21 protein-coding genes are annotated in these 24,273 nt (G+C 31.8%); 9 read left to right on the plus strand and 12 right to left on the minus strand.

Going from position 1 to position 24,273, the window contains the following annotated elements:
• Nucleotides 1–30 precede the first annotated feature (30 nt).
• On the plus strand, nucleotides 31–735 hold the full coding sequence (locus V1468_RS13260; protein WP_331810704.1) for a class I SAM-dependent methyltransferase: 705 nt from the start codon (nucleotides 31–33) through the stop codon (nucleotides 733–735).
• Here V1468_RS13260 and V1468_RS13265 read toward each other — a convergent pair whose 3' ends face one another.
• The 3 genes from V1468_RS13265 to V1468_RS13275 form a co-directional block, all read right to left on the minus strand.
• Nucleotides 736–1,407 (minus strand): hypothetical protein, encoded by a 672-nt coding sequence (locus tag V1468_RS13265; RefSeq protein ID WP_331810705.1) that lies wholly within the window; start codon nucleotides 1,405–1,407, stop codon nucleotides 736–738. It abuts the gene before it with no gap.
• Nucleotides 1,408–1,497: 90 nt separating this feature from the next.
• Nucleotides 1,498–3,225 carry a TonB-dependent receptor gene (locus V1468_RS13270; RefSeq protein WP_331810706.1) on the minus strand — a complete coding sequence of 576 codons (1,728 nt, stop codon included), beginning with the start codon at nucleotides 3,223–3,225 and terminating at the stop codon, nucleotides 1,498–1,500.
• Between the two features lie 49 nt (nucleotides 3,226–3,274).
• Nucleotides 3,275–6,298, minus strand: coding sequence for a tetratricopeptide repeat protein (locus V1468_RS13275; RefSeq protein WP_331810707.1), 3,024 nt, complete (start codon nucleotides 6,296–6,298; stop codon nucleotides 3,275–3,277).
• A gap of 219 nt (nucleotides 6,299–6,517) precedes the next feature.
• On the opposite strand from V1468_RS13275, the gene V1468_RS13280 reads away from it, so the two are divergent.
• Genes V1468_RS13280 through V1468_RS13290 form a run of 3 tightly spaced genes read left to right on the plus strand, consistent with a single transcriptional unit; the run spans nucleotide 6,518 to nucleotide 9,024 of the window.
• Nucleotides 6,518–7,201, plus strand: coding sequence for a cell division ATP-binding protein FtsE (locus V1468_RS13280; RefSeq protein WP_331810708.1), 684 nt, complete (start codon nucleotides 6,518–6,520; stop codon nucleotides 7,199–7,201).
• A 3-nt stretch (nucleotides 7,202–7,204) separates the two neighbouring features.
• Nucleotides 7,205–8,098: a glycosyltransferase family 2 protein gene (locus V1468_RS13285; protein WP_331810709.1), complete on the plus strand. Its 894-nt coding sequence runs from the start codon at nucleotides 7,205–7,207 to the stop codon at nucleotides 8,096–8,098.
• A gap of 2 nt (nucleotides 8,099–8,100) precedes the next feature.
• Nucleotides 8,101–9,024 carry a glycosyltransferase family 2 protein gene (locus tag V1468_RS13290; RefSeq protein WP_331810710.1) on the plus strand — a complete coding sequence of 308 codons (924 nt, stop codon included), beginning with the start codon at nucleotides 8,101–8,103 and terminating at the stop codon, nucleotides 9,022–9,024.
• Here V1468_RS13290 and V1468_RS13295 read toward each other — a convergent pair.
• Nucleotides 9,009–9,452, minus strand: a complete 444-nt coding sequence (locus V1468_RS13295) for a sugar 3,4-ketoisomerase (protein WP_331810711.1) — start codon at nucleotides 9,450–9,452, stop codon at nucleotides 9,009–9,011. The two genes, V1468_RS13290 and V1468_RS13295, sit on opposite strands and share 16 nt — an antisense overlap.
• Nucleotides 9,431–10,522, minus strand: coding sequence for a glycosyltransferase (locus tag V1468_RS13300; RefSeq protein WP_331810712.1), 1,092 nt, complete (start codon nucleotides 10,520–10,522; stop codon nucleotides 9,431–9,433). Before V1468_RS13300 ends, V1468_RS13295 begins: the two co-directional genes overlap by 22 nt.
• Nucleotides 10,523–10,559: 37 nt before the next feature.
• On the opposite strand from V1468_RS13300, the gene V1468_RS13305 reads away from it, so the two are divergent.
• Together V1468_RS13305 and V1468_RS13310 are read left to right on the plus strand one after the other, a co-directional pair.
• Nucleotides 10,560–11,705 carry a glycosyltransferase gene (locus V1468_RS13305; protein ID WP_331810713.1) on the plus strand — a complete coding sequence of 382 codons (1,146 nt, stop codon included), beginning with the start codon at nucleotides 10,560–10,562 and terminating at the stop codon, nucleotides 11,703–11,705.
• Between the two features lie 9 nt (nucleotides 11,706–11,714).
• A complete protein-coding gene (locus tag V1468_RS13310) occupies nucleotides 11,715–12,542 on the plus strand; it encodes a glycosyltransferase (RefSeq protein ID WP_331810714.1) in 828 nt (275 codons plus the stop codon).
• Between the two features lie 20 nt (nucleotides 12,543–12,562).
• Here the strand turns inward: V1468_RS13310 and V1468_RS13315 are convergent, their stop codons facing one another.
• Genes V1468_RS13315 through V1468_RS13335 form a run of 5 tightly spaced genes read right to left on the minus strand, consistent with a single transcriptional unit; the run spans nucleotide 12,563 to nucleotide 19,062 of the window.
• On the minus strand, nucleotides 12,563–13,840 hold the full coding sequence (locus V1468_RS13315) for an O-antigen translocase (protein ID WP_331810715.1): 1,278 nt from the start codon (nucleotides 13,838–13,840) through the stop codon (nucleotides 12,563–12,565).
• Nucleotides 13,841–13,851: 11 nt separating this feature from the next.
• On the minus strand, nucleotides 13,852–15,159 hold the full coding sequence (locus V1468_RS13320) for an O-antigen translocase (RefSeq protein ID WP_331810716.1): 1,308 nt from the start codon (nucleotides 15,157–15,159) through the stop codon (nucleotides 13,852–13,854).
• The gene (locus V1468_RS13325) at nucleotides 15,160–16,263 is read right to left on the minus strand and encodes a DegT/DnrJ/EryC1/StrS family aminotransferase (protein WP_331810717.1); all 1,104 of its coding nucleotides are present in this window, start codon (nucleotides 16,261–16,263) and stop codon (nucleotides 15,160–15,162) included.
• On the minus strand, nucleotides 16,260–17,237 hold the full coding sequence (locus V1468_RS13330) for a GNAT family N-acetyltransferase (protein ID WP_331810718.1): 978 nt from the start codon (nucleotides 17,235–17,237) through the stop codon (nucleotides 16,260–16,262). The genes V1468_RS13325 and V1468_RS13330 overlap by 4 nt, the downstream gene beginning before the upstream one ends.
• A 58-nt stretch (nucleotides 17,238–17,295) precedes the next feature.
• Complete coding sequence (locus V1468_RS13335) at nucleotides 17,296–19,062, minus strand: hypothetical protein (protein WP_331810719.1); 1,767 nt, start codon at nucleotides 19,060–19,062, stop codon at nucleotides 17,296–17,298.
• Nucleotides 19,063–19,188: 126 nt separating this feature from the next.
• On the opposite strand from V1468_RS13335, the gene V1468_RS13340 reads away from it, so the two are divergent.
• Nucleotides 19,189–20,151, plus strand: a complete 963-nt coding sequence (locus tag V1468_RS13340; protein ID WP_331810720.1) for a glycosyltransferase family 2 protein — start codon at nucleotides 19,189–19,191, stop codon at nucleotides 20,149–20,151.
• A 14-nt stretch (nucleotides 20,152–20,165) separates the two neighbouring features.
• On the opposite strand, the gene V1468_RS13345 is transcribed toward V1468_RS13340, so the two are convergent.
• Together V1468_RS13345 and typA are read right to left on the minus strand one after the other, a co-directional pair.
• Nucleotides 20,166–20,405, minus strand: a complete 240-nt coding sequence (locus V1468_RS13345) for a uroporphyrinogen decarboxylase (RefSeq protein ID WP_331810721.1) — start codon at nucleotides 20,403–20,405, stop codon at nucleotides 20,166–20,168.
• A 68-nt stretch (nucleotides 20,406–20,473) separates the two neighbouring features.
• The gene (typA, locus tag V1468_RS13350) at nucleotides 20,474–22,273 is read right to left on the minus strand and encodes a translational GTPase TypA (RefSeq protein WP_331810722.1); all 1,800 of its coding nucleotides are present in this window, start codon (nucleotides 22,271–22,273) and stop codon (nucleotides 20,474–20,476) included.
• A 600-nt stretch (nucleotides 22,274–22,873) separates the two neighbouring features.
• Between typA and V1468_RS13355 the strand changes: the two genes are divergently transcribed.
• Nucleotides 22,874–23,392, plus strand: a complete 519-nt coding sequence (locus V1468_RS13355) for a hypothetical protein (RefSeq protein WP_331810723.1) — start codon at nucleotides 22,874–22,876, stop codon at nucleotides 23,390–23,392.
• Between the two features lie 68 nt (nucleotides 23,393–23,460).
• Nucleotides 23,461–24,273: a 3-deoxy-8-phosphooctulonate synthase gene (gene kdsA / locus V1468_RS13360; RefSeq protein WP_331810724.1), complete on the plus strand. Its 813-nt coding sequence runs from the start codon at nucleotides 23,461–23,463 to the stop codon at nucleotides 24,271–24,273.

Raw genomic sequence — 24,273 nt, forward strand, 5'->3', positions numbered from 1 at the left:
CTGAATCAAGTTCAGCATAACAAAAATACTATGACGAAAGACATCTTTGGAAAAGCACTATTAGACTATCAGAATGATAATTATTCTGAAGATATTATCACATGGACCAACATATCTGATAAGGACGAATTACCACTTCCCTATTTATTCAGAACTTATTCTGAAATGCCAAAACTAGAGCAAAAAGCTTTACAGCTGAGTAAGGGTAAAATCCTTGATGTTGGCTGTGGTGCAGGCAATCATGCGCTTTGGTTACAAGAAAAAGGATTTAATGTAAAAGCAATTGACTGCTCAAAAGGAGCTATTGACGTCTGCAAATTACGAGGTCTAAAAAATGCTGAACATATAGCGTTATTAAATGAAACAGATACATTTGATACCATTCTACTTTTAATGAATGGTACTGGTATTTTTCAGGAAATATTTCAGATTGCTAAATATCTAAACCATCTAAAATCTTTATTGAAACCTAACGGACAAATTTTAATCGATTCATCTGATATATCCTATATGTACGAAGATGAAGATGGTGGCACTTGGCTAGACTTAAACAGCAGCTATTATGGTGAACTCGATTATTTCTTTAGCTATAAAGGTGAAGAAGAAGCACCAATGAAGTGGCTCTACCTCGATTTTGAAACACTAAACACACCTTGCCAATCCGTAGGTCTTAAATGCGAAAAAGTTATGGATGGTGAGCATTTTGATTATTTAGCGAGGATAACCTTAATCTAATCATAAACAATTTGAATTATAATACTTTACAATCTCTTGAAGATCTTTCATTTTGAATTCTTTATTGTCTAATTTAGATCTTAACGACGGACAGTCTTCAAAATATTCCATTGCTCTTTTCCTAAACGACTTTAAAATATTAGCTTGATTGAATACTACAGGTTTTTCTCCTTCTCTAAGAAACATAACTTGATTATGACTACCCATAAAACCTGGCTGATATACTGGCGCAGCATTAACACCTGGTCCAGGAACCCACATTCCACCAGATTGCACCATTACAGTTCTACCTACTAATCTAAGCTTTCCTTCTACCAGTACTTCAACAAAGCCTTGCTTAGTCTTTTTCTTATTTAAAAAAACAGGGATATAGGTCTCTATCCTCGTCTTTTCAACCTTCTTTTTATTAACTCGCTCTGTATAATGTATAGTAAATACAATACTATCTATTTCTTGAGGCTTGTATTTACTCTTCTTCCCCTTTTTATCTTTTCTATATTTTAATTGCTCTTTCTTTAAATTAAGAGCTGCGCTCATCATAGGTATTTTAGCTTCACCAACAAGTGTTTTTCCGTTTTTCAAATAAACTTCTGCATCTGTCCATCCATATTGAGCGAAAGAAAGGTTTAAACATAATAGAAACGCTAATAAGAAGAAAATCTGTTTATTCATGGTAGTAAATTGATTGTCTAAATATACATAAAAGAGAACCTGAAACAAGTTCTTAATGACTATAAAAAGATTCCTGCTTTCGCAGGAATTTTAGAAATCAAACTGATACGTAGCTCCTGCTAAAATCTGAATGCCTTGAACAGGGAAGTTTAAATAGCGTTCGTAATCCTGATTAAGAATGTTATTTACCTTTCCAAATACAGATAATTGATCGTTGATTTTATAACCTATATGCGCATTAGCATCAAAATAACTATCCAAACTTATAACAGGACTTGGATCTTGTGGCAATAACGTAGCTACTAAATCTTGTTGGTCTTTTCGTTCTCCAACATAAATAGCACTTGCACCTGCATACCATTGCTCAGATATTTGTAAATCCATAAAGATAGAACCTGTTACGTTTGGTAAATTCCATGCTTCGGCTTCATTATCCATATCATAGTTAAAGTATTCCCCTTTAAAGCCAAGTGTAAAGTTTCTATTTACATCAATATTTAACTCACCAGCAACCGAAAAGGTAGTAACATCATCATACACCACACCAAAAGAGTTACCATATTGGTAATCTGCTGTTGCATCACCTCTGGCATCATTTGCTTTTAATAATGCTTTATTCTCCTCAGCGTAATAATTTCCTTTAACGTTATAACTTACACTATTAGACAGCTTTCCTTTTAGTCCTAAAAACCCTTTATAGCGTTGGTCTGTTGGAGCAACATAAAGTGTTGGAGATACAAATGGATTTTCTGTAGCAAAATCGTAGTAAGAGTTTTGTTGTAACTGCCCTGTGATTCCACCATAAGCAATTAATATTTCGTCTACTAAACGGTAAGATGCATCAATATTAGGGTAGATAAAAAACTTATTATCGCTTAGTTCGGTATCGTTAAGATAGACTAAACTTAAGCCTAAATTGACCGTTAAATCATCTTGGGTTAATTGATACGAAGGAGACAAACCAACTGTAACATTTCCGTAATTAATGTCACCTAAATTCTCGTAATCAGTATCAAAGCTTCCACCAATGTAATCCACATATAATTTTGTTTTTATAGCTTCTCCTTGCACAGGAATATCAAAACCTGCTTTAGCTACAAATCGGTTTTCACCAGAATCTTGATTGTCACCAAAACGTCTAAAACGCACACTACCATCATTGATAATAGCATCTTCAAAATTAATTTTTCCGCCTAAATAAAAACTATTAAACGTGTGGCTAGGATCTATCATATCAGCTTCCGTTTGTCCAAAGAAATTCTGCGGCAAACCATACCAGTTGTACGTCATTAAGTCGAAACCTCCATCTACTTTCCATGAAAAGTCTCTTAACTTTTGAGAGTAATGCGCATTTAAGTGCGTGGTAGAAAAATCATCATCTAACAATAAATCTTCAATTCCGCCTTGAGAAGAATGGTGACTGAAATAACCACCAACATTTTCAGAATTACTTAGCTCATGATTAAGATATACTTCTCCTAAGATTGAAGTATAAGTACCCACACCAAGCGATGCGTAATTATCATATAACTTCACAGCTTTTGCTTTATCAACCGTTGCTGCTTTACCTTTTGCAGGCGTAAAAGTTGAAGCCACTGGAATTGAAAAAATATTATACTTCACCTCTTTTTTCTTTACCAAATTAGAGTCTTGCAATTTTGGAGTATCCTTAATTTTAAAAGCATCTGAAATTGTAGGCTTGTATGGTGTTACAACATTTACCACTTGGTCATCAATGGTATCCTTTGCTCGTTCTTGAGCTACTATCGATAAACTGCTTGATATGGTGATTATAAAAATTAAAAACTTGATTTTCATTTGTAATGTTTTGAAGTTTCGACTCTAAGGTTCCTGCCTGCGCAGGAATTTAGTTATCGTCGGTTTCGATTGATGAATTTGTTTTAGCTTCTTCGGTTTTAATCTTGTTAAGTTCTTGCTGTGCTTCTTGCACCACATCATCAAACTCTGGGAAATTAGAAATCACACTTTCTAAAATATAATTGGCCTGAAACGCATCACCCAAAGCATAGAAATTCTTCGCCATAACTACCAAACCTTTTGCACTATAATACTTGTAACTGCTATAATCCTTAGCTAATTTCTGAATCGTTGTGTTTGATGCTTCATACTTACCTTCCTTATTTTTAAAATACGCATTGTAGTATAGAGCTTCTGCTGCTACGCTTCCTGTAGCAATTTTTTCTACATCAGCATAGGCTGTTTTTGCTTTGTCTTCGTTTCCTGTTTTTATGGCAGAACGTGCAATGATGATTTTAGCATCACTCTTCACTTTAGTATCTAAGTTAGAATTTGCCAATACCTTTTCGGCATAATTTTCAGCACTAGAATAATCCTCTGTTTGGTAGTACGCATTCATTAAGTTAGACTGCGCATACAATACATTCTGAGGATAGTCTGCTTCAGCTTCTAAAGTTTTTAAAACCGGAATCGCCTGAGACCAGTTAGACTCTTTCAGATAAATTTCACAAAGTTTCACTGTTGCCTGCTCTGTATATTCACTTCTAGATGCATCAACAACATATTTGTAATGTGGCTGAGCAGTTTCAAATAAATCCTTTTTGTAATACAATTGCGCAATGTAGAAATGTGATTTTAACGCATGAATACCATTAGGAAACTGATTTAAATATTTATTAAACTGACGAATGGCATTCTCAGTATCGTTTTCTAAGTATGGCTTTTCGGCTGCCAAATACATCGTATTATCCAACTCTACATCAGACACCTCAACATAATCTAAAGACTTTACCCAAGCTGCGTAATCATCTACTCGACCTAAATCGATATAAATTAAACGCGCTGTAGATACTGCCTGAACAGCTTCACCAGAATTTGGAAAATCGGATGCTACTTTTTTAAACTTAGTTAATGCACGCTCATTATCATTGGCATTGTAGTACACCAAACCTTGACGTAACAAGGCTTTTGAAGTGAAAGCTCCACGTTTGTATTCCGAATTTAATCGGTCATACATCTGCATTGCTTTATCAGTCTCATTAGATTTTACATAGGAATTTGCCAACTCGTACATAGCATCGTCTCGTAATGCTGACTTTGGATACGTGTCTATAAACGTATTAAGCTCAGAAATTTTTATAGATCCTTTTCCTAAATAGCCATTACTCATCGCTTTTTGAAACGCTGCATAATCGGTTTCAATTTCATTAATCTGAATGGCTTTATCGTAAGCATTGATAGCATTTTGGTATTTACTAGATACAAAATAACCATCTGCCAACCTTAAATAAGCATCGTTTCGTCGTAGTCTGTCACCAGAATTATTATCAATAAATTTTTGAAAATATTTTGAAGCATTGGTGTAATCTTTCAATTTGAAATACGTGTAAGCTAAATTGTAATCTAAGTTTTCATTCTCAGATAATCCTGAAGCTTCAGACATGCCAACAAATTGTTTAAATCCAATTAAGGCATCGTTATAGTTGGTTAAATTATATTCGGTTTCGGCTTTCCAAAAGGTAGCTTTTGCTACAAAAATTGGATCTCTCGGTTCTTTTAATGAGTTATTAAACAGCTCTAAAGCCTCGCTGTACTTGGTTTCATTATACAATTCAATTCCTCTGAAAAAAGCTACTTTTTGGTAAGCTACTTTGTTTTCAAAACTATTTTTACCTTTTAATAATTCTAAGGCTTCTTTGTAATTTTTTGACGTGATGTAAGAATCAATCAGTAAGGTCTCAACTTCTTCTCTGTAGCTTGTATCTGGATATTTATCTAAATAGCCTGCTAATACTTGCGGTACGGACTGGTAAGGGTTACCTATTTCGTAACTAATCTTAGCATAGTTTAACCAAGCATCTTCCTGAATTTTTAAATCGTAATCCATTTCAGATGCATTTCTAAACGCGTTTAATGCTTCTTGTTTTTTCTCTAGGTTAATGTAGCTTTCACCCAAATGATAATAAGCATTCTGTGCCACAGAATTGTTACCATCTATAATTTTATTGAATTCTGAAATGGCTTTTTCAAAATCGTTTTGCTTGTAATAAGCGTAACCTATTTGGTAATAATCTGTATTGCTCCACTTTCCTTTTTTGCCTTCATAAGCTTGAAGATAAGGAATGGCCTCTTCGTATTTTTCTAGGTTAAAATAACTTTCACCTATAATTTTATTAAGTTCAGATGCTTCTACACCTCTGCTACTTGGCAATTGCTCTAAAGCAAGTTCTATGGCTTTTTCAAACTTTCCTAATTTAAAATTTAAATCGGCTTGATAGTACGATAACTTTTCCTTGTACTTTTCGTTATCACTTACCTGATCAAAATACTCATTCGCAGTATCGTAATCATCGCCTTCGTAAGCCATATAACCAATGTAATACTTAGCTTGCGAGCCATATTCTTTAGAATCTGCTACACGATTAAGGTACTTTGTTGCTTCTTTTTTGCTATTTGTAGAATATAAGGTGTAACCGTAATTAAAATTGAAACGCTCGCGCTCAGTACGTGCTATACTAGACTCATCTACTTTTTGATACCATTTGCGAGCATAAGCGTATTTACCATTTTCAAAATAGTAATCTGCAACATCTAAAAACGCAGTATTTCGCTTTGTACTTGTTGGGTATTCTTCAACAAAATCTGTTATAAGATCGTCTGCATTTCGCTGGTTTAGTCGTACAGCACAATTGGCAATGTAATACGAACAGTCAGACTTTAAAACAGCATCATCTGTGTTATACTTAATATCGTCGAACAAGGATTGTGCAGCTTTATACTGTTTATTGTTATATAAGGTTAATGCCTTTTGGTAATCTTTTAACTCACTTGTATATACTGCAGATTTCTGAGCAAATCCCAGCATTGCAAACGTAAGAAAAACGATAAGTAATGGTCTTTTTAAAACTAGCATCAGCGTCGTCTTTTGATTAATATTTATTGATGATAAGTTATCACTATTCAAATATAATTGAATACAAAATTTATAACGATAGAAAAGCTGCATAATTATAAAATAGGGTTTGGTTTTATATTTTCTTTAACGCTTTTTGTACTTAAACAATATGATTAGCGTTTGATTATTGAGCGAATTAATAATACATTTACAATTACAAATTTTTCAATTTCAACTATGTCCGAAACTGTTTTACAACTTAAAAATGCAACGATATATCAAGGTGGCAATATGGTCTTATCTGATGTTAACTTTGAGATGCAAAAAGGTGATTTTGTTTACCTTATAGGCAAAACAGGAAGCGGCAAAAGTAGTTTTATGAAAACGCTTTATGGCGACTTAGAACTTACTGAAGGTGATGGCACTATAGTAGATTTTAACCTAAGAACCATGAAGGAAAAAGACATCCCTTTTTTACGTAGAAAACTGGGTATTGTTTTTCAGGATTTTAAATTATTACCAGACCGAACTATAAATAGTAATCTTGAATTTGTTTTGAAAGCTACTGGTTGGAAAGACAAAGACAAAATAAAAGAGCGCATTGAAAAAGTGTTAGATAAAGTTGCAATGAAAACTAAAGGTTTTAAGTTTCCCCATGAACTCTCTGGTGGTGAACAACAACGTATTGCTATTGCTAGAGCGCTGCTTAATGATCCTGAGTTAATCTTAGCAGATGAGCCAACTGGTAACCTAGACCCTCAAACCAGTATTGAGGTGATGGAAGTACTACAAGACATCAATAAAAATGGCAATACTATTTTAATGGCCACCCATGATTATGCTTTGCTTTTAAAGTATCCGAGCAAAACCTTAAAGTGCGATGAAAATAAGGTTTTTGAGGTGGTGCAGAGAAAGAATTAATCTATGCTCTCTATTCTTATACCTACATATAATTACGATGTGGTATCGTTAGTAACGACAGTGCATGCGCAATGTTTAAAGCAACTCAATCAAAACTTTGAAATTTTAATCTACGATGATTGCTCTACCGAGAATAACATTGTAGCTAAAAATGAATCTCTTAATGCTTTAGAAAACTGTAACTTTAAGATACTTCCCAACAACATTGGCAGAAGTGCTATAAGAAACAAACTCTCTCAAGATGCCAAGTACAATTGGTTATTGTTTTTAGATGCAGACGTAATGCCTATATCAGAAGACTTTATTCTAAACTACATATCTGTCATAGACAAAGAACCTTGTGTTGTATATGGAGGTATTTTGTACCCAGAAACTGACCAAGATGACTTAAAAACACTGCGATGGCATTACGGTAAAAAACGAGAAGCTTTAAATTATTTAGATAGAAACAAGGATGTATATCTTAGCTTTTTGACATTAAATTTTTTAATTCACAAAAGCATTTTTAGTACGGTAAAATTCAATGAGGACATACCTAACTTTAGACACGAAGACACCCTATTTTCATACAATCTAAGACAACACAACATACCTGTAAAACATATAGACAATCCAACCTACCACCTAGGTATTGAAGATAGCAAAACCTTTATAAAAAAATCTTTAGAGTCTATAGAGGCCATTAATTTATTTATAAAAAATGATCTCATAGATCCAAATTACACTCTAATTTCACGCACGTACAAAACCATAAATAAATTCCGATTAGGCTTTATTTTTAGTTTTATTTATAAACGCTTTAAACCTAATTTTGAAAAGAATCTTCTAAGCAATTCACCTTCGTTATTTATTTTTGATATCTATCGTTTGTGTTATTATTGTCATCTAAACTCTTAAAAATGAGTGTTTCCTTTTCGGTAATCATATCTGTCTTTAACAAAGAAAAGTACATTAAAGCTACAATTGAAAGCGTACTAAAACAATCGTTTAAAGATTTTGAACTCATTGTTGTTAATGATGGCTCCACAGACAATAGTCTTGATATAATCGAAGGGTTTAAAGACGAAAGATTAAAGATAATTAGCACTAACAATCAAGGTGCCTCTCAATGTAGAAACACAGGAATAAACGCTGCAAGTAATGCTTTTATCGCTCTACTCGATGGTGACGATCTTTGGGATGCCGATTATCTTAAAAAAGTAAACGATTGCATTATTTCATTTCCTAACGAATCTGTTTTTGCTACCGCAGTTGCACACAAATATGAAGACAAAATAGTTGCTGCTACGTATAATTTTAAGCAAGAGAAAACTTATGCAGTTCGAAACTTTTTTGAATCTAGCTTAGACCATACCATCATTACAAGTTCTAGTGTAGTTTTTAAAAATGAGATACTCGAAAAAACCGGTTACTTTGATACCTCAATTGTTTCTGGACAAGACACTGATCTTTGGATACGTATTGGACTTAACTACAAGGTTGTATTTATAAATCAAATATTAGCTTATTATAATTACGTTCCTGAAAGCTTAAGCAACACTGTTTTTAGTGTAAGGAACAAACCGAAATACGACAAGTATTTTGAATTAGAAAAATCAAACAAAAGTCTTAAGCGTTATTTAGACAGAAACCGCTTTCCTTTAGCCATATTAAGTAAGCTTGAGAAAAACACAGAGCGTTTTGAATTTTACTGCAGCCATATAAATCCAAAAAATCTTCGCCCAGAACAACGTATCATTTTATTTGCTCCAAGATGGATCGTTAGATTATTGCTTAAGTTAAAATCACTTAACGGAGAAAAGCTTTATTATCCTGTGACGTGATTTTTAAAATCCTGATAATCTCTTATGTATTCTGCTTCATTATATGTGGTTGAAGCCAGCACCAAACAAACAGCACCAGAAGAAAAATTATCAATTTCTCTCCAAACATTTGTAGATATAAACAAACCTTGTGTTGGTTTATTTAGCATAATTCGCTCTCTGGAAAAACCGTCATCCACTATAACTTCAAAACTACCACTAAGCGCAATTATAATAGACTCTTGCTCCTTATGTGCATGACCTCCTCTGTAACTGCTGCTAGGCACATCAAAAAGATAATAAACACGTTTTATTTCAAAGGGCAACACGTCTTTTTCAATGACGGCCAATGAACCACGCTCGTCATGCACCTTTGGTATTTCTATGAATTTTATATGTTTCACATTACTCATGCTGTGGTTATTTTTTAATTTAAAATCGCTTGCCATTGTTTTGCGATATTTGTCATTGATAGTGCTCTCACACTTTCTCTTGCATTAGACTTGCAATGTAAGTATAATTCCTTATCGAATATCATTCTATTAAGTGCATTTGCCATGGCTTCTTCATTATAATTTTCTACTAGAAGTCCATTTTGTTCACTTATAATTATTTCACTTGGTCCAGATTTACAATCTACAGAAACTACTGGCACATTTAAAGATAATGCTTCTGGTATAGCCATGGGAAACCCTTCGTACCTACTTGTTAAAACAGAACATAAAGCTCTTTTTATGTATGGATAGGGATTCTTTTCAAACCCATGAAAAACTACATTATCATCCAGATTTAACGATTTTGAATACTCTTGCAGCATAGCTTCATCCGGACCGCTACCTAATATTAGCAAGCTTACATTAGCTTCAGGCAATTGAGATATTTTATAAGCGTCTAATAGTAATTTTAGGTTTTTATGTTCATCATCTAATCTACCAAAGTAAATAATGTAATTTTCTATTTCAACACCAACCTTCTTGTTAGATTGCTTCAAAATCTCTTCAAAATTAAATCCGTTATAGATTGTAGAAATATCATTTAGTTTATAAGTTGTTTTGTATAGTTTTTCCGCAGCTTTTGAGACAGCAACCATTTTTTTATTCTTGTACAACAATCTGTTTAACCAGCTGTATTTTGTAAATGCTTTTTTGTAATTGTAATTATGCAATATATAAATAGCAGGAAGCTTGTATATAAATGTTGTAATAATAAACTCTCTGTAGGCCTGCACTCTAGCTCTACTGTCTATAACAATATCTATGCTGTTAGTTTTTAAATATTTTTTAAAGATTAAAAGTCGGTTTAACCTTCCTAACAGTGTATCGTTTTTTTGCTTTAATTTACCCAGATTAAACAACTTACCCTTATAAGGATAATCTATTTTATCTAATACAGAAACAATGTGCACATCATACCCTAAATTATCTAACATTTGAGATAAAAGCGCTGAAGAACGCTCGGCACCACCACCACCAAGGCAAGTAACAACAATACATATTTTTTTGGTGTTGGTTTTAATCATTTACAACTATCTTTGAAAAGCAAATGTAACGATATAAATGAAGATTTTACTGGTTGGTGAATATAGCAGACTACACAATTCGTTAAAAGAAGGTTTAGAGAAATTAGGCCATGATGTTACCTTGGTCGGAAAACAAGATGGGTTTAAAAAATATCCTGTGGATATTAAAGTACAATCGGTTTTACCTCGCGAGGGATTAACAAATAAAATAATTCAAGCAACATACAAAATAAGTAAAGTCAATATTTATGCTCTAGAAAATGCCTTAATGTGGTATTTACAACTTAGAAAGCTAAAAGGTTTTGATGTGGTTCAAATCTACAACGAAAGCATAGCAAAAACTCACACAAATCTTGAAATAAAGCTTTTTAACGTACTTAAGAAAAACAATAAATCAATCTTTTTGTTATCCTGCGGAATTGACTACATCAGCGTAAATTATGCCTTTACTAAAAAGTTTAGATATTCTATTCTAACACCTTTTCTTAAAAACACTAAATTAAAAAATGAATTCAGATTTATTCTAAACAAACTAAAGCCAAATAGCAAAAGACTAAGTGATTACATTACAAATAATGTAAATGGTATCATAGCATCGGATATGGACTATCATCTACCGTTAAAAAATCATACTAAATATCTAGGATTAGCACCCAACCCAATAAATACAGATCTGATACAATACCAACCCTTAGATGTGAACAAAAAAATAATTATTTTTCACGGTATAAACTCTAGTGCTTATGTAAAAAAGGGTAATATATATTTTGATAAAGCGCTTAAAATTATAGAAAAAAAATACCCAAATAAGGTTGAAATAATTATTACTAGAGACTTACCATACAGCAACTACATACAACATTACAAAAATTGTCATATTCTTTTAGATCAAGTATATGCTTACGACCAAGGCTATAATGCTTTAGAGGCTATGGCTAGAGGTAAAGTAGTATTTACTGGTGCAGAAACAGAATGGTTAGAGCATTATGATTTAACTGAAGATGAGATTGCAATAAATGCATTACCTAATGAAAATAGTATTGCAAAAAAATTAGAGTGGCTCATTCAAAACCCAGAGAAAATTTTAGAAATTTCAAGTGCAGCAAGGAGATTTATTGAAAAAGAACACGATTATATTTTAGCTTCGGAAAAATATATTAATATGTGGACTAAAGTATTGTAAACAGAATAAATGAAGCATTTTATAATCACAAGATTTAATTTAAAAAATGAGGATTGGAAATCTAACAATTCTAATACTCCAAAGGGCATAAGTGAATCTTGGCTTACTAACAGGTTACAACTTTTTCAAAAATTCTGTTTACCATCTGTAAAAAATCAATCTAATCAAAATTTTATCTGGATTATAGCGGTTGACATTGATACACCTATATATTTTAAAAATAAAATTAACGAAATACTCAAAAACATAGAATATATTAAGCTCATCTATGTTGATGGGTTTAATGGTTTACCTACCGAATTAAATAATAAAATACAATCACTTCTTAATCCTAAAGACCATTTTATAATTACAACACGGTTAGATAATGATGACATTATCCATCGAGATTTCGTAAAAACCATTCAAGAGCTTTACACTCCAAGCCATAACACCATTATTGATTTGAAAAATGGCTACCAGCTAAGCCTTAACAACTCTAAAGATATTAGATATTTAGGTTATGCCTTTAATCCATTTATAAGTCTAATCGAAGCTTCTGATAATATTAAAACTGTATTATTTAAAGAGCATATTTCTTGGAGGTTTAATTGCGAAAAACATATAATATATACTAAAAAAAGATTGTGGATTCAATTGATTCATTCAAAAAATCAAGCAAATACAACAACACGATATCTAAAACGAATGCGAACGTTCGACTCAGAAGAATTTGGGATTAACATCCTTACCAAAACCTACTCTAATTTCGAAAATGCCATATATAATTTCAAAATTCTTCCATATCGATTTTATGGGGCCATTTTTATGTTTTTCAAGTTACGTATTAACAAATAAAAAGTTTTAATTACTATTTATTACTTGCTAGACTTAAAAGATCTAAATATTAATATACTAACAAGAATAAGATATATAACATACCTTACTAAATGCGCAATCACTACACCTTCTGTGTTAAAATAATTTAAGAATAAAATTGTAAGAACATAAAATAGAACAAGCGAAATAATTTCTGTAATCACAAAGCTTTTAACCTGTCGTTTTGCTAAAAATTGATGTGCAATAATCAAACTACAAAGTCTAACAAAATCACCCAGCAACTGCCATTTGAATAAAGGAGCCATGCCTTTAAAATCTGGATAAATAACATCTATTATCACGTGCCTTAACAGATAAACCAAAATCATTCCTAAACCAAAGATTGGTAATATCGTTTTGTAGATATTAAAAACTTCATTTTTAAAGGCTTCCTTAGTATGAATATTAGCAAACCTGGGAATTACATACAACGTAAATAAACCTGAAGCAAAAACCATATAATTTTTTGATATAAAACTTACGGCTGTCCAGTAACCTGCTTCATTAATATTAATTTTATTTTCTATGAGACTAATAACATTTAACTCTATATAGTTAAGTAGAAATGTAGACACAAAGGACATTAATGTAAAAGCTAATAAACTATTCCTGTAGTCTAAGCTCAACGTTAATTTCTTGAAGTCAACATAACGTTTTAAAACTTTTCCGAACACAATTATGATGACTCCCAATTGAATTACTGGTGCAATGGCTATGGCCAAAATTGCTGCTTCTAAATTACCATTGTATAACGCTGCCACAAAGAGCACTGCCGACAACAAATAGCTTATTAACTCTATTCTTGCATAATTTTTATATTCAGATAAGCCATTAAGAACACCATATAGTGCACGGTTTAAAGCTATGAATGGTACAATAAAAGCAATGACTCTAAACACAAAAGTAAAGTCATTGGATTTGAATAAAATCTCTGAAAAATGATCAGCACAAAAGAAGAGAACTACTCCTGAAATAAAAGAACCTATGGTAATAAAAACTGTTGCTGTTGAAAAAAGCTTACTTAATTCTGTCTTATTATTTTTATGCTCAGCAACATATTTTACAATACCATTAAAAATACCGAGAGAAGAAATACTGGTTAACATGCCCATAATATTTCTAACCTGACCAATTCTGGCAATTCCAGCTTCCCCAAAAGTAATTGCCAACAACCATTGTGTAAAACCCGAAATAACTAACCTAATAGCAATAACAAATGCATTAAGCGATGTAATCTTAAGTATAATATTGTTTCTTATGAATCCAGGAAGTTTCATGCACAATGCTATTAATAATCATCAATGCTTTCATCATTTATTACACCAAATAAAGAACTACCAAAAATTAGCAAAACAATTCCAAAGTGCATTAAATAACTTAAGCAATGTCCCATTACGGCACCTTTTATCCCAAAAGCATCAATGAGATAAATGCTAGAAAAGTACATAATAACAAACAAAAATACTTCTATAATGATAAAGTGTGTAAACATCTTTTTGGCCAAGAACTTATAAGCAATAACCATAGACATTACACGCATAAAGTCGCCCAGAATTTGATAACCCATTAAATCTTCAATAGGTCTAAATTCTTCAGTAAAGAGTAGATTAACAAGTAAGCTTCGGCTTAAATAAATAACACCAAGAATAACAGCAAAAATTGGCAAAACAGTTTTATAAAAACTAAACACTTCTTTTCTAAACTCAGTTTGGGTTTTTAATTCTGCAAATCGAGGTAAAATATACAATGCCATTAATGAGTTAATAAACATTAGATAGTAATCTGAAACTCTTGTTACAGCAGTCCAATAACCTGCCTCCTTAATTCCTATTTCTGAAATAATATAATTTCTAATTATAATATATACAATTGGCAAAGCAATTGATGACACTAATGCCATAATCATATTCGGAGTTAAGTTTCTAAGCACTGAAATCTGAATATTCGTAATATTGATAATTGACATTAAATTTTTTCTAAATGCAATACCTACTATTGTTATCAGAAGATTAAGTGCAGGAGTAATTACTACTGCAATTAAAGCGCCGTCGATGTTTTCTTGCTTTATTAATAGAAGTGTTACAAGTAAGCCTAAAATTTGACCTATTATATTTATAACTAATAATATCCTGTACTTAGAGAAGCCATTCATTATGGCAAACACAAACATATTTAAGGCATAGAACGGCAGTACAATAGCCATTTTTTCAATAATATAGACATAATTATTATTGAAGAAAATAAGTTCATTAACAAACTCTGCATTATAATAGCATAAAAAAGCCAAAATTAATGACGCAAAAAAGCCAAAGTAAAATACTGTAGAAAGTGTATTGGTTAACTCCTTCTCGTTATTCTTATGCTTCCCAATAAGCTTAACAAAACCATTGTATAAACCTGCTATAGATATGGATTGAATTGTACTTAGAAAATTTCTTAAATTTCCAATTAATGCCATACCCTCTGGGCCAATAAATAATGCTATAAACTTAGATATTAGTATTCCTGCAAGAATCTTGATACTAATATTAGCCGTATTAAGACTTGCGGCTTTTACTAAAACTTCATTATTTATGTAGTGAAAAAACTTTTTCAATTAATAAGCATTTATAACCTCTATCACAGTATTTACCTCTTTGTCAGATAATACAGGACTTATTGGCAAACTTATAATTCTTTTATGAATTTGCTCTGTTATTGGTAACTTTAAATAAGAAAATCTTTGCAAAGCTTTTTGTTTATGTGGTGGAACTGGGTAGTGTACCAGCCATTCTATACCATTCTTATTTAAATGATTAATAAAAGCATCTCTATTTTCTACCTCAACTACAAAAGCATAAAACACATGATTTTTAGACTCATCATAGAAAGGTAAACTTACTTTAGGGTTTGCAATTTCTTTAAGGTAACATTTTGCTATAAACCGTCTTCTGGCATTATCAGAATCTAGAGATTTTAGCTTTATACTTAAAAATGGAGCTTGTAAATCATCTAATCTACTATTGTATCCAATAACTTCATTTTTATATTTTAATTTGCTACCGTAGTTTCTTAATAAACTAACTGCTTCAAACAATTCTTTATCGTTAGTGGTTACCGCACCTCCATCACCTAATGCTCCAAGATTTTTACTTGGATAAAAACTAAATGCTGCTGCATCCGCTAAATTACCAGCTTTAATATTTTTAGAACTAGAAATAGCTCCATGTGCTTGTGCTGCATCCTCAATTAGCAATAAATTTTGCTTCTTTGCTATTGTTTTTAAATTTTCATAATCTGCTAGCTGCCCATAAAGATGAACCATTATTATTGCTCTTATATCTTTTGTTAAAGCATTTTCAACCTCGTTTATTGAGATATTATAAGTTTTAGAATCTGGTTCAACTAATACAGGCTCTAAATCAGCATGAATTACAGACAAAATGGTTGCAATAAAAGTATTTGCTGGCACCAAAACCTTGTCTCCTTTTTTTAGCTTTCCAATTTCTATGTATCCCTTTAAAATAAGTGTTAAAGCATCCAAACCATTAGCAGTTCCTATACAATAATTTGTTCCGCAGTAGTGAGCAAACTCACTTTCAAATTTCTTAACATTAGGACCAAGAATGTAATAAGAAGTATCCAAAGACTGAGTAAAAGATGCTTGGAGCTCTTCTCTAAATCTATTATTGATTTTATGTAGGTCTAAAAACTTAATCATACATAAATATCTTCTAAGTGCTTGTATTTTGAAGTTTCAATTTTATAAAACCCTTGTGTAATTGAATGTGCTCCATAGCCTTCTTTCCAATACTGCAATCCTTCATTAATATTCTGACCGTTATTTTCATTAGAAATCCCAAAATTAAAATACTTTTTATCAGCAAAAACCTCTTCTAAAAGGTAATGATGTAAAAAATCTAAGCTACCCAGTGTGTTCTTATCTTCATTACCAGAAATATACTGGCTGTGTGCCACATATTTTGTTTCAAAAATAGTTGTTCCTGCTACAATAGTATCATTATGATAAACATTAAATTGTCTTATTTGCTTTGGAAATCTGGATTTTAAAAGCTGAATTTCATCTAAGCTATGAACTGGTTTTACATCATGTTTATTATCAAGATTTGGTATCAAAATTTCATTCCAAAAACTTTTAAATTCGTCCGTCTCTCTAACTGTAAGGTTATTTTTTAAACCTCTCTTATAACCGTTTTTTCTACTTCTATTATACCTTTTGAATTTTAGTTCTAATGTAGAATGCAAATCCATACGCTGTAATTGCGCCTTAAGTTTAAAACACAAATAAGCTAGTGGATTATTGGTCTGATTATCTAAGAAAACGAAAGGCAATTCTTTTATCATGAGAGTTTTAATTCCATTTTCTGATAGATACTCTAAAACTGATTTTAAAATGCTTATAACCTCTTTACTCTTTAGGTTTGGTTTATAAATCAATCCTCCATAGGTTAATCCTTGATGAGAATAGATTTCATGATCAACTTTATTTGCAGGTAGTAATGCCGTTAGTTCACCATTGTTATAGATCATCAATGAAAAATCTTGAAATCTATCACTATGATAATCCATAAACCCTCTTTGGAATAAGAATGTTTGCTGGTTACTTTCTAAGAGAAAGGTGTTCCAGTTTTCTTTTAATGTTGATTGATATAATTTAATATCAAATTGTTGCATTTAGCTAAGATATATGATTTATTTCTACCTGTTATAAAAGACTCCTTACAAAAACAATTTATCGCTTATTGTTTGGTTCATAAATGATGAAATAATCATTACTCCACACCTCCTTGTAGTTATTTCTACTTAAAAAATTATTCATTGCCTTGGAACGTGTATTGCTATGTAAATTATTTTCAACTCCATTTTCTGACATGTAATTATCAAGAGGTTCTGAAAACGCTACAATAGTTTCAAATTTTTGTTGAACAACTATTGGTAGTATATCGATTTCCTTTTCAGCCTTTTTGAGCTTTTCTTCAAACATTTGACCACTATAAACCCAAACCCAAGGTGTGTTCATGTAAGGTTTTGTTTGAGACAAAAAATGTATCATTGGAATTTTATCATAAGCTAACAGATAATCATCCGGTTTTACATAATCACTCATATTTTCCAAAAGATCGTTTATAATAATTGACCTTCTTTCGGTAGTGTATATATTATTAGCCAATGGAGCATTAATACTATATGTTTTCTCCAATCTACTTCCATAATCAAAGTAGGCCTCATTACTTATTTTATATATTTTAAGTGAAGCATAGGCAACTAGAGTTATAAAAAACAGCATGGAAACAGAGGATTTATTAATCTTAATTTTATAGTCTTTAAAGCTTAACTTCTTTAAAAAGCTTAAATCCGTATCGCTTAGAGAAGCAATAGCTAATGGTATTGCTAACCAAACAGAAACGTAGCCCATATTATGTAATGCGCCATCACTTCCCAAAGGCAAAACTAAAGCAACAATTAAAGCCATTACAGACAATAACTTAAGAGATAAACTACTATTTCTGTTTATTAGCAAAAGCGCATTACCTAAAAAAATAAAAAAGTACAGCTCAAAAATATCTTGTCCTTTAAAAAATCTTAGAAAAACCAAAAGAAAAATAACGTTGATAGCAACATTCAGATACTTGTTTTTTACAACGCTCTTAGATACTAAGCATACTAGTGCAATAAGTATATATTTTATCCCTGAAATTAATACAATCAAATAGCTTTCAAAATATTTCATTAAAAGTGCCCAAACATTATGATTTCCATCACTCGCTGTTCCATGACCAATTGTACTGTACAATGAATTTAGTAAAGAATTCTGATGATTTAATAAAAATGCGATAAGCAAGAAGCATAATATACCAGCAGTGATACCTAATATGTAATACTTAAAGAAATTGAATACAAGTTGCTTTTTCTCTTTTGTGTCTTTTTCACTAAAATAGGGATAGAAAAATGTAATGCACAGTGCTAATAAGGTAATATTAGGCAACCTGCTTAAGATGCAAAAAACGGTTAAAAACCCAGCAAAAAACAGATTTAAGAACCTCTTATTTAAAATTCCTCTATGTAAGCAGAAAACAATTAAAACATAAAGCAATATGGTAAGATGATTATGATAAAACACTAAATAACCAAAATCACTTATGAAAGCAGAAAGAATGACTCCAATAGCTATTTGATATGGCTTTATATAACCTTTAAATAACTTAAACACAAAATATGCTGAAACTAAAAAGCTTAATACAGTTAAAACTCTAAATGACCATATTCCACCATCTGGAAAAATTAGATACCACAAGCCGCCTGAAACAGCAGCAAACCATCTGTAAAAATTAAACTCAATACAACTTGGACAATTAAAAACTTGCTGATACACCGTAAGCGCTAACCCTTCGTCACAAACATCAAAACCTTGAAAGGACAATAAAACACCAAATAAGGCTATAAAACAGAAGGTAAATATAACTGCTCTTTTGTACGAAATAGAGTTTAAAATAGACATCAACATAGATAATAAATTACGAATTTATACTTTCTTTTTTTTTCTATAAGCATGAAGAATTATTTTTCGAACAACACAATGATACATTAATTAAAAAATAATAGCTTTGTGTTACACAGCTAATTCATGAACTCAGAAAAAATTACTCTCTCTCTGGTAATACCTCTTTATAATGAAGAAGAAAATATTGAACCACTACTTCATAACATAAATAACGCTCTAGAGAATTACCATTTTGAAATTATTTTAGTTGATGATTTTTCTACAGATAAGACTGTGAATACCATTAAAACTTTAAATCATCCAAAAGTAAAGCTCATTGAACTTCGTAAAAATTACGGACAGAGTTCGGCTTTAGCAGCAGGTATAGATAATGCAAGTGGTGAGTACATCGTAACTATGGATGGCGATTTACAAAATGATGCATTTGACATACCAACAATGCACCAAAAATTACTCAGCGAAAATTGGGATGTAGTTGTTGGTATTAGAAACAATAGAAAAGACAGTTTTTTAAAAAGATTACCATCTAAGATTGCTAATTTCTTAATTAGAAAAGCAACCAAACTGAATATAAAAGATCATGGATGTGCTTTAAAGATTTTTAAAAAGAATATTGCTAAAGAATTAAATCTTTATGGCGAAATGCATCGGTTTATAGGATTGCTTGCATATTTAAATGGAGCTCGTGTAGGAGAAATAAATGTAAACCATAATCGAAGAATATATGGAAAGTCTAAATATGGCTTAGGAAGAACTTTTAAAGTTATAAATGATATTCTTTTAATATCGTTTCAGCGCAATTATCTACAAAAACCGTTGTATCTCTTAGGAAACCTTGGAATTTTATTTTTTGCTATTGGCTGTATAATTAATATTTACCTATTGATTGAAAAAATACTTGGTAATGATATTGGAGATCGACCACTTCTTATCTTAGGTGTACTATTGTTATTAGTAGGTGTACAACTCTTCACGACAGGTATTGCAATAGATTTACAAATGCGAACCTATTACGAAACACAAAATACAAGGCCATATAAGATAAGAGAGATCACAAATTTTGAACACAAAGGTGAACTACTCTAAATACACCTCTTCTTTTAATTTTTCCTCTTAACTAGATAAAACATATTTACACCCAAAATAGCAGCATTAGCAATAATAATTGGCAAACCAACACGAAGAGTTGGCATTAGAAAACCGTAAATAACAAACAAAACACAACCTGTCATATTTACCATTCGAAGTTTCTTTACATCTTTCATCGTGAACGATAGAAGTACCATAAAAGAGGCTAAATAACCAACATATTCTGTTCCTGTAATTCCTAATAACTCCATGTTTGTTGACTAAAAAAAAGAGAAACACTCTTGAGTATTTCTCTTTTAAAATTATAATGAATTAATTCCTATAAACTTTTATTTCGTTTACGATCTACTTCTTTTAATAAAATCTTACGAATTCTAAGATGGTTTGGTGTTACCTCTACATATTCATCTTTTTGAATGTATTCTAAAGCTTCTTCTAACGAAAACTTAATTGCTGGTACAATCTTAGCTTTGTCATCCGCACCTGCAGAACGTACGTTACTTAACTTTTTGGTCTTGGTAACATTAACCGTCATATCATCTTGACGAGAGTTTTCTCCAATAACTTGTCCTTCGTAAATATCTTCACCTGGATCAATAAAGAATTTTCCTCTTTCCTGTAGTTTGTCAATAGAATATGGAATTGCAGTACCATTTTCCATAGATACTAACGAACCGTTTTGACGTTCTGGAATACCACCTTTTAACGGTTGATACTCTTTAAAACGGTGTGCCATAATTGCTTCACCTGCTGTTGCTGTCAGCAATTGATTACGCAAACCTATAATACCACGAGAAGGCACTATAAACTCACACACCATACGGTCACCTTTAGCTTCCATACTTAGCATTTCACCTTTACGCATCGTCACCATTTCAATGGCTTTACCAGATACGTTTTCTGGCAAATCAATTGTCATTTCTTCAAAAGGCTCGCATTTTACACCATCTATTTCTTTGATGATTACTTGTGGCTGACCAATTTGAAGTTCGTATCCTTCACGTCGCATTGTTTCTATCAATACTGATAAGTGCAATACACCACGACCAAATACCATAAACTTATCTGCACTATTGGTTTCTTCTACTCTAAGTGCTAAGTTTTTTTCAAGCTCTTTTGTCAAACGATCTTTAATATGACGAGATGTTACAAACTTACCATCCTTACCAAAGAAAGGCGAATCGTTAATGGTAAATAACATACTCATTGTTGGCTCATCAATAGCGATAGTTTTTAAACCTTCAGGATTTTCAAAATCGGCAACGGTATCACCAATTTCAAAACCTTCTAAACCAACAATAGCACAAATATCACCTGCTTGTACTTCTTCTACTTTTAAACGTCCTAAACCTTCAAACGTATGAAGCTCTTTTATCTTGCTCTTTACTATAGAACCATCTCTTTTTACCAAAGAAATTGGCTGACCAGCTTTTAATGTTCCTCTTGTTAAACGACCAATTGCAATACGTCCTGTAAAGCTTGAAAAATCTAAAGAAGTAATCAGCATTTGAGTTGTACCTTCTTCGATTTTTGGTTCAGGAATATGCTCAATCACCATATCTAACAATGGCTCTATATTTTCAGTTGGCTTTTGCCAGTCTTCACTCATCCAGTTGTTCTTTGCAGAACCGTAAACTGTCGGAAAGTCTAACTGCCACTCTTCTGCACCAAGTTCAAACATTAAGTCAAAAACTTTTTCGTGTACTTCTTCTGGTGTACAGTTTTCTTTGTCAACTTTGTTTACAACAACGCAAGGCTTTAAACCTAAATCAATAGCTTTTTGTAACACAAAACGTGTTTGAGGCATTGGCCCTTCAAAAGCATCTACTAAAAGTAAAACACCATCAGCCATATTTAATACACGCTCTACCTCACCACCGAAATCGGCGTGACCAGGTGTATCAATAATATTGATTTTAGTGTCCTTATAAACCACAGAAACGTTTTTAGAAGTAATTGTTATACCTCTTTCACGTTCTAAATCATTGTTATCGAGAATTAAATCTCCTGTGTTTTCGTTTTCACGAAACAACTGACAATGGTACATAATCTTATCAACCAAGGTGGTTTTTCCGTGGTCTACGTGCGCAATAATTGCAATGTTTTTAATCTTAGTCATAACTGATGCTGATTTTAAGCGCGCAAAGGTACATCATATTCCTTTCAAATCGTTAATTATATGTTATATTTTAAAAATGAGACAATTTCAGTTTGTATCTTGTCGTTCTAGAATTGATTAATAGTAAAAGCCTTTTCATACAACCGCTAATTGGGCTATTTACGTCTGAACCCTAAAATTTAACAACAGATGAATGCAATTAGCAAGTACACCAAGTTTATTCCGTACCTTTATTTTATTAGTATTGTCGCTTATTGGTTTACAATTATAAATAGAAGCGATGGTATTTCTGCGTATCCAATTTTATTATTTGGCATACCATTTTTATGGCAAGTTATTAAGCCAAACAGGAATCTTAATTTTTCATTAGGCATTGTGTTTGTTTGCTTGTCGTCTTATTTAATTCTCGCCTATTTATTTAATTTATTGAACATTATGAATTGGTCAGAATCTTCTAAACGTTTGCTTTTTTATGGTGGATCATTAGTTTTTGGCAACTTTGTAATGTCACTATGGATTATACGAAATAGTATAAAAAAGGTGTTTTGATTTTTATATATTTAAAGCCTAATTTCACTTAAAAAAACAGGCAACTTTCTTTTGAAAAAATTAAAAATTATATACTTAATCATACCGATTATAACTTTTTTCGGATGCTCATCTGAAGATGCATGCACCAAAACCATTACTTTACAACAAGTGTATTTAGTAGGCAATCATCAATACTACTACAATGATATTGAACAAGAAGTGCCTTGTAATTTTCCTGAGCCGGAAGACCCAGAGGTTATTGATCCTCCTAAGCTTGAGAATTTTTCTTATCAAATTTTAAGTTTTAATTACGAGCCAGATACAGGAAATAATACTTCGTTATTACAATTTGAAATTCAATTAAATAACAATAACGATTTTGATGTTACTGGAATTCCATATTTTACAGTATATACTAATATTGAATTTTCTACGGCTAACTATGTAAATGACGCTTCAAATTCTTGTCTAGAAATACCTGCAAACTCTAATTGTATCTTTACATATAGTTTGGAAGAACCTATAACCAACGTTGGTGTACCAGATAACTTTGAAATTTTAAACGTTGAATATATTATTACCAACTAAGGTTACTAAAGCTTTATGCATATTCATATTAATATTATCTTTGCGACTTAACAATTAAGTCTTAAGCTTTGATAACAGTTCCTAAATTAAAACACACAGATTCTAACAATTTCTTTTTGCTTTGTGGCCCTTGCGCTATTGAAGGAGAAGACATGGCGCTACGCATTGCAGAAAAGGTAGTTTCTATTACAGATAAGCTACAAATTCCATACGTTTTTAAAGGTAGTTTTAAAAAAGCCAACCGAAGTAGAATTGATAGTTTTACAGGAATTGGAGATGAAAAAGCTCTAAAAATTCTTAAGAAAGTTTCTGAAACTTTTGATGTCCCAACAGTAACTGACATCCACGAAGTATCTGATGCAGAAAAGGCAGCTGAGTATGTTGATGTTTTACAAATTCCTGCTTTTTTAGTAAGACAAACGGATTTAGTAGTCGCAGCTGCTGAAACTGGTAAAGTGGTTAATTTGAAGAAAGGACAATTTATGAGTCCAGAATCTATGAAACATGCTGTACAAAAAGTAAAGGACTCTGGCAGTGACAAAGCATGGATCACCGATAGAGGGACCATGTTTGGTTACCAAGATATGATTGTAGATTTTAGAGGTATACCAACCATGCGTCAGTATGCTCCTACAGTTTTAGACGTAACCCATTCTTTACAGCAACCTAACCAAACTGTTGGTGTTACAGGTGGCAGACCAGATATGATTGAAACTATTGCTAGAGCTGGAGTGGTTAATAATGTAGATGGCCTATTTATTGAAACGCATTTTGATCCTGCTAATGCTAAAAGCGATGGTGCAAACATGCTACATTTAGATAATCTTGAAGGATTACTAACAAATTTAGTAGCTATAAGGAAATTAGTTTCTAGTTTTTAA

The organism is Winogradskyella poriferorum (genome assembly GCF_036553625.1).
In the GTDB taxonomy this organism is placed as follows: domain Bacteria; phylum Bacteroidota; class Bacteroidia; order Flavobacteriales; family Flavobacteriaceae; genus Winogradskyella; species Winogradskyella poriferorum.

What these genes read in the sequence shown, in the direction of transcription:
- V1468_RS13260 (WP_331810704.1), top strand. Translation starts at nt 31, where the DNA reads ATGACGAAAGACATCTTTGGAAAAGCACTATTAGACTATCAGAATGAT.
- V1468_RS13265 (WP_331810705.1), bottom strand. Translation starts at nt 1,407, where the DNA reads ATGAATAAACAGATTTTCTTCTTATTAGCGTTTCTATTATGTTTAAAC.
- V1468_RS13270 (WP_331810706.1), bottom strand. Translation starts at nt 3,225, where the DNA reads ATGAAAATCAAGTTTTTAATTTTTATAATCACCATATCAAGCAGTTTA.
- V1468_RS13275 (WP_331810707.1), bottom strand. Translation starts at nt 6,298, where the DNA reads ATGCTAGTTTTAAAAAGACCATTACTTATCGTTTTTCTTACGTTTGCA.
- V1468_RS13280 (WP_331810708.1), top strand. Translation starts at nt 6,518, where the DNA reads ATGTCCGAAACTGTTTTACAACTTAAAAATGCAACGATATATCAAGGT.
- V1468_RS13285 (WP_331810709.1), top strand. Translation starts at nt 7,205, where the DNA reads ATGCTCTCTATTCTTATACCTACATATAATTACGATGTGGTATCGTTA.
- V1468_RS13290 (WP_331810710.1), top strand. Translation starts at nt 8,101, where the DNA reads ATGAGTGTTTCCTTTTCGGTAATCATATCTGTCTTTAACAAAGAAAAG.
- V1468_RS13295 (WP_331810711.1), bottom strand. Translation starts at nt 9,452, where the DNA reads ATGGCAAGCGATTTTAAATTAAAAAATAACCACAGCATGAGTAATGTG.
- V1468_RS13300 (WP_331810712.1), bottom strand. Translation starts at nt 10,522, where the DNA reads ATGATTAAAACCAACACCAAAAAAATATGTATTGTTGTTACTTGCCTT.
- V1468_RS13305 (WP_331810713.1), top strand. Translation starts at nt 10,560, where the DNA reads ATGAAGATTTTACTGGTTGGTGAATATAGCAGACTACACAATTCGTTA.
- V1468_RS13310 (WP_331810714.1), top strand. Translation starts at nt 11,715, where the DNA reads ATGAAGCATTTTATAATCACAAGATTTAATTTAAAAAATGAGGATTGG.
- V1468_RS13315 (WP_331810715.1), bottom strand. Translation starts at nt 13,840, where the DNA reads ATGAAACTTCCTGGATTCATAAGAAACAATATTATACTTAAGATTACA.
- V1468_RS13325 (WP_331810717.1), bottom strand. Translation starts at nt 16,263, where the DNA reads ATGATTAAGTTTTTAGACCTACATAAAATCAATAATAGATTTAGAGAA.
- V1468_RS13330 (WP_331810718.1), bottom strand. Translation starts at nt 17,237, where the DNA reads ATGCAACAATTTGATATTAAATTATATCAATCAACATTAAAAGAAAAC.
- V1468_RS13335 (WP_331810719.1), bottom strand. Translation starts at nt 19,062, where the DNA reads ATGTCTATTTTAAACTCTATTTCGTACAAAAGAGCAGTTATATTTACC.
- V1468_RS13340 (WP_331810720.1), top strand. Translation starts at nt 19,189, where the DNA reads ATGAACTCAGAAAAAATTACTCTCTCTCTGGTAATACCTCTTTATAAT.
- V1468_RS13345 (WP_331810721.1), bottom strand. Translation starts at nt 20,405, where the DNA reads ATGGAGTTATTAGGAATTACAGGAACAGAATATGTTGGTTATTTAGCC.
- typA (WP_331810722.1), bottom strand. Translation starts at nt 22,273, where the DNA reads ATGACTAAGATTAAAAACATTGCAATTATTGCGCACGTAGACCACGGA.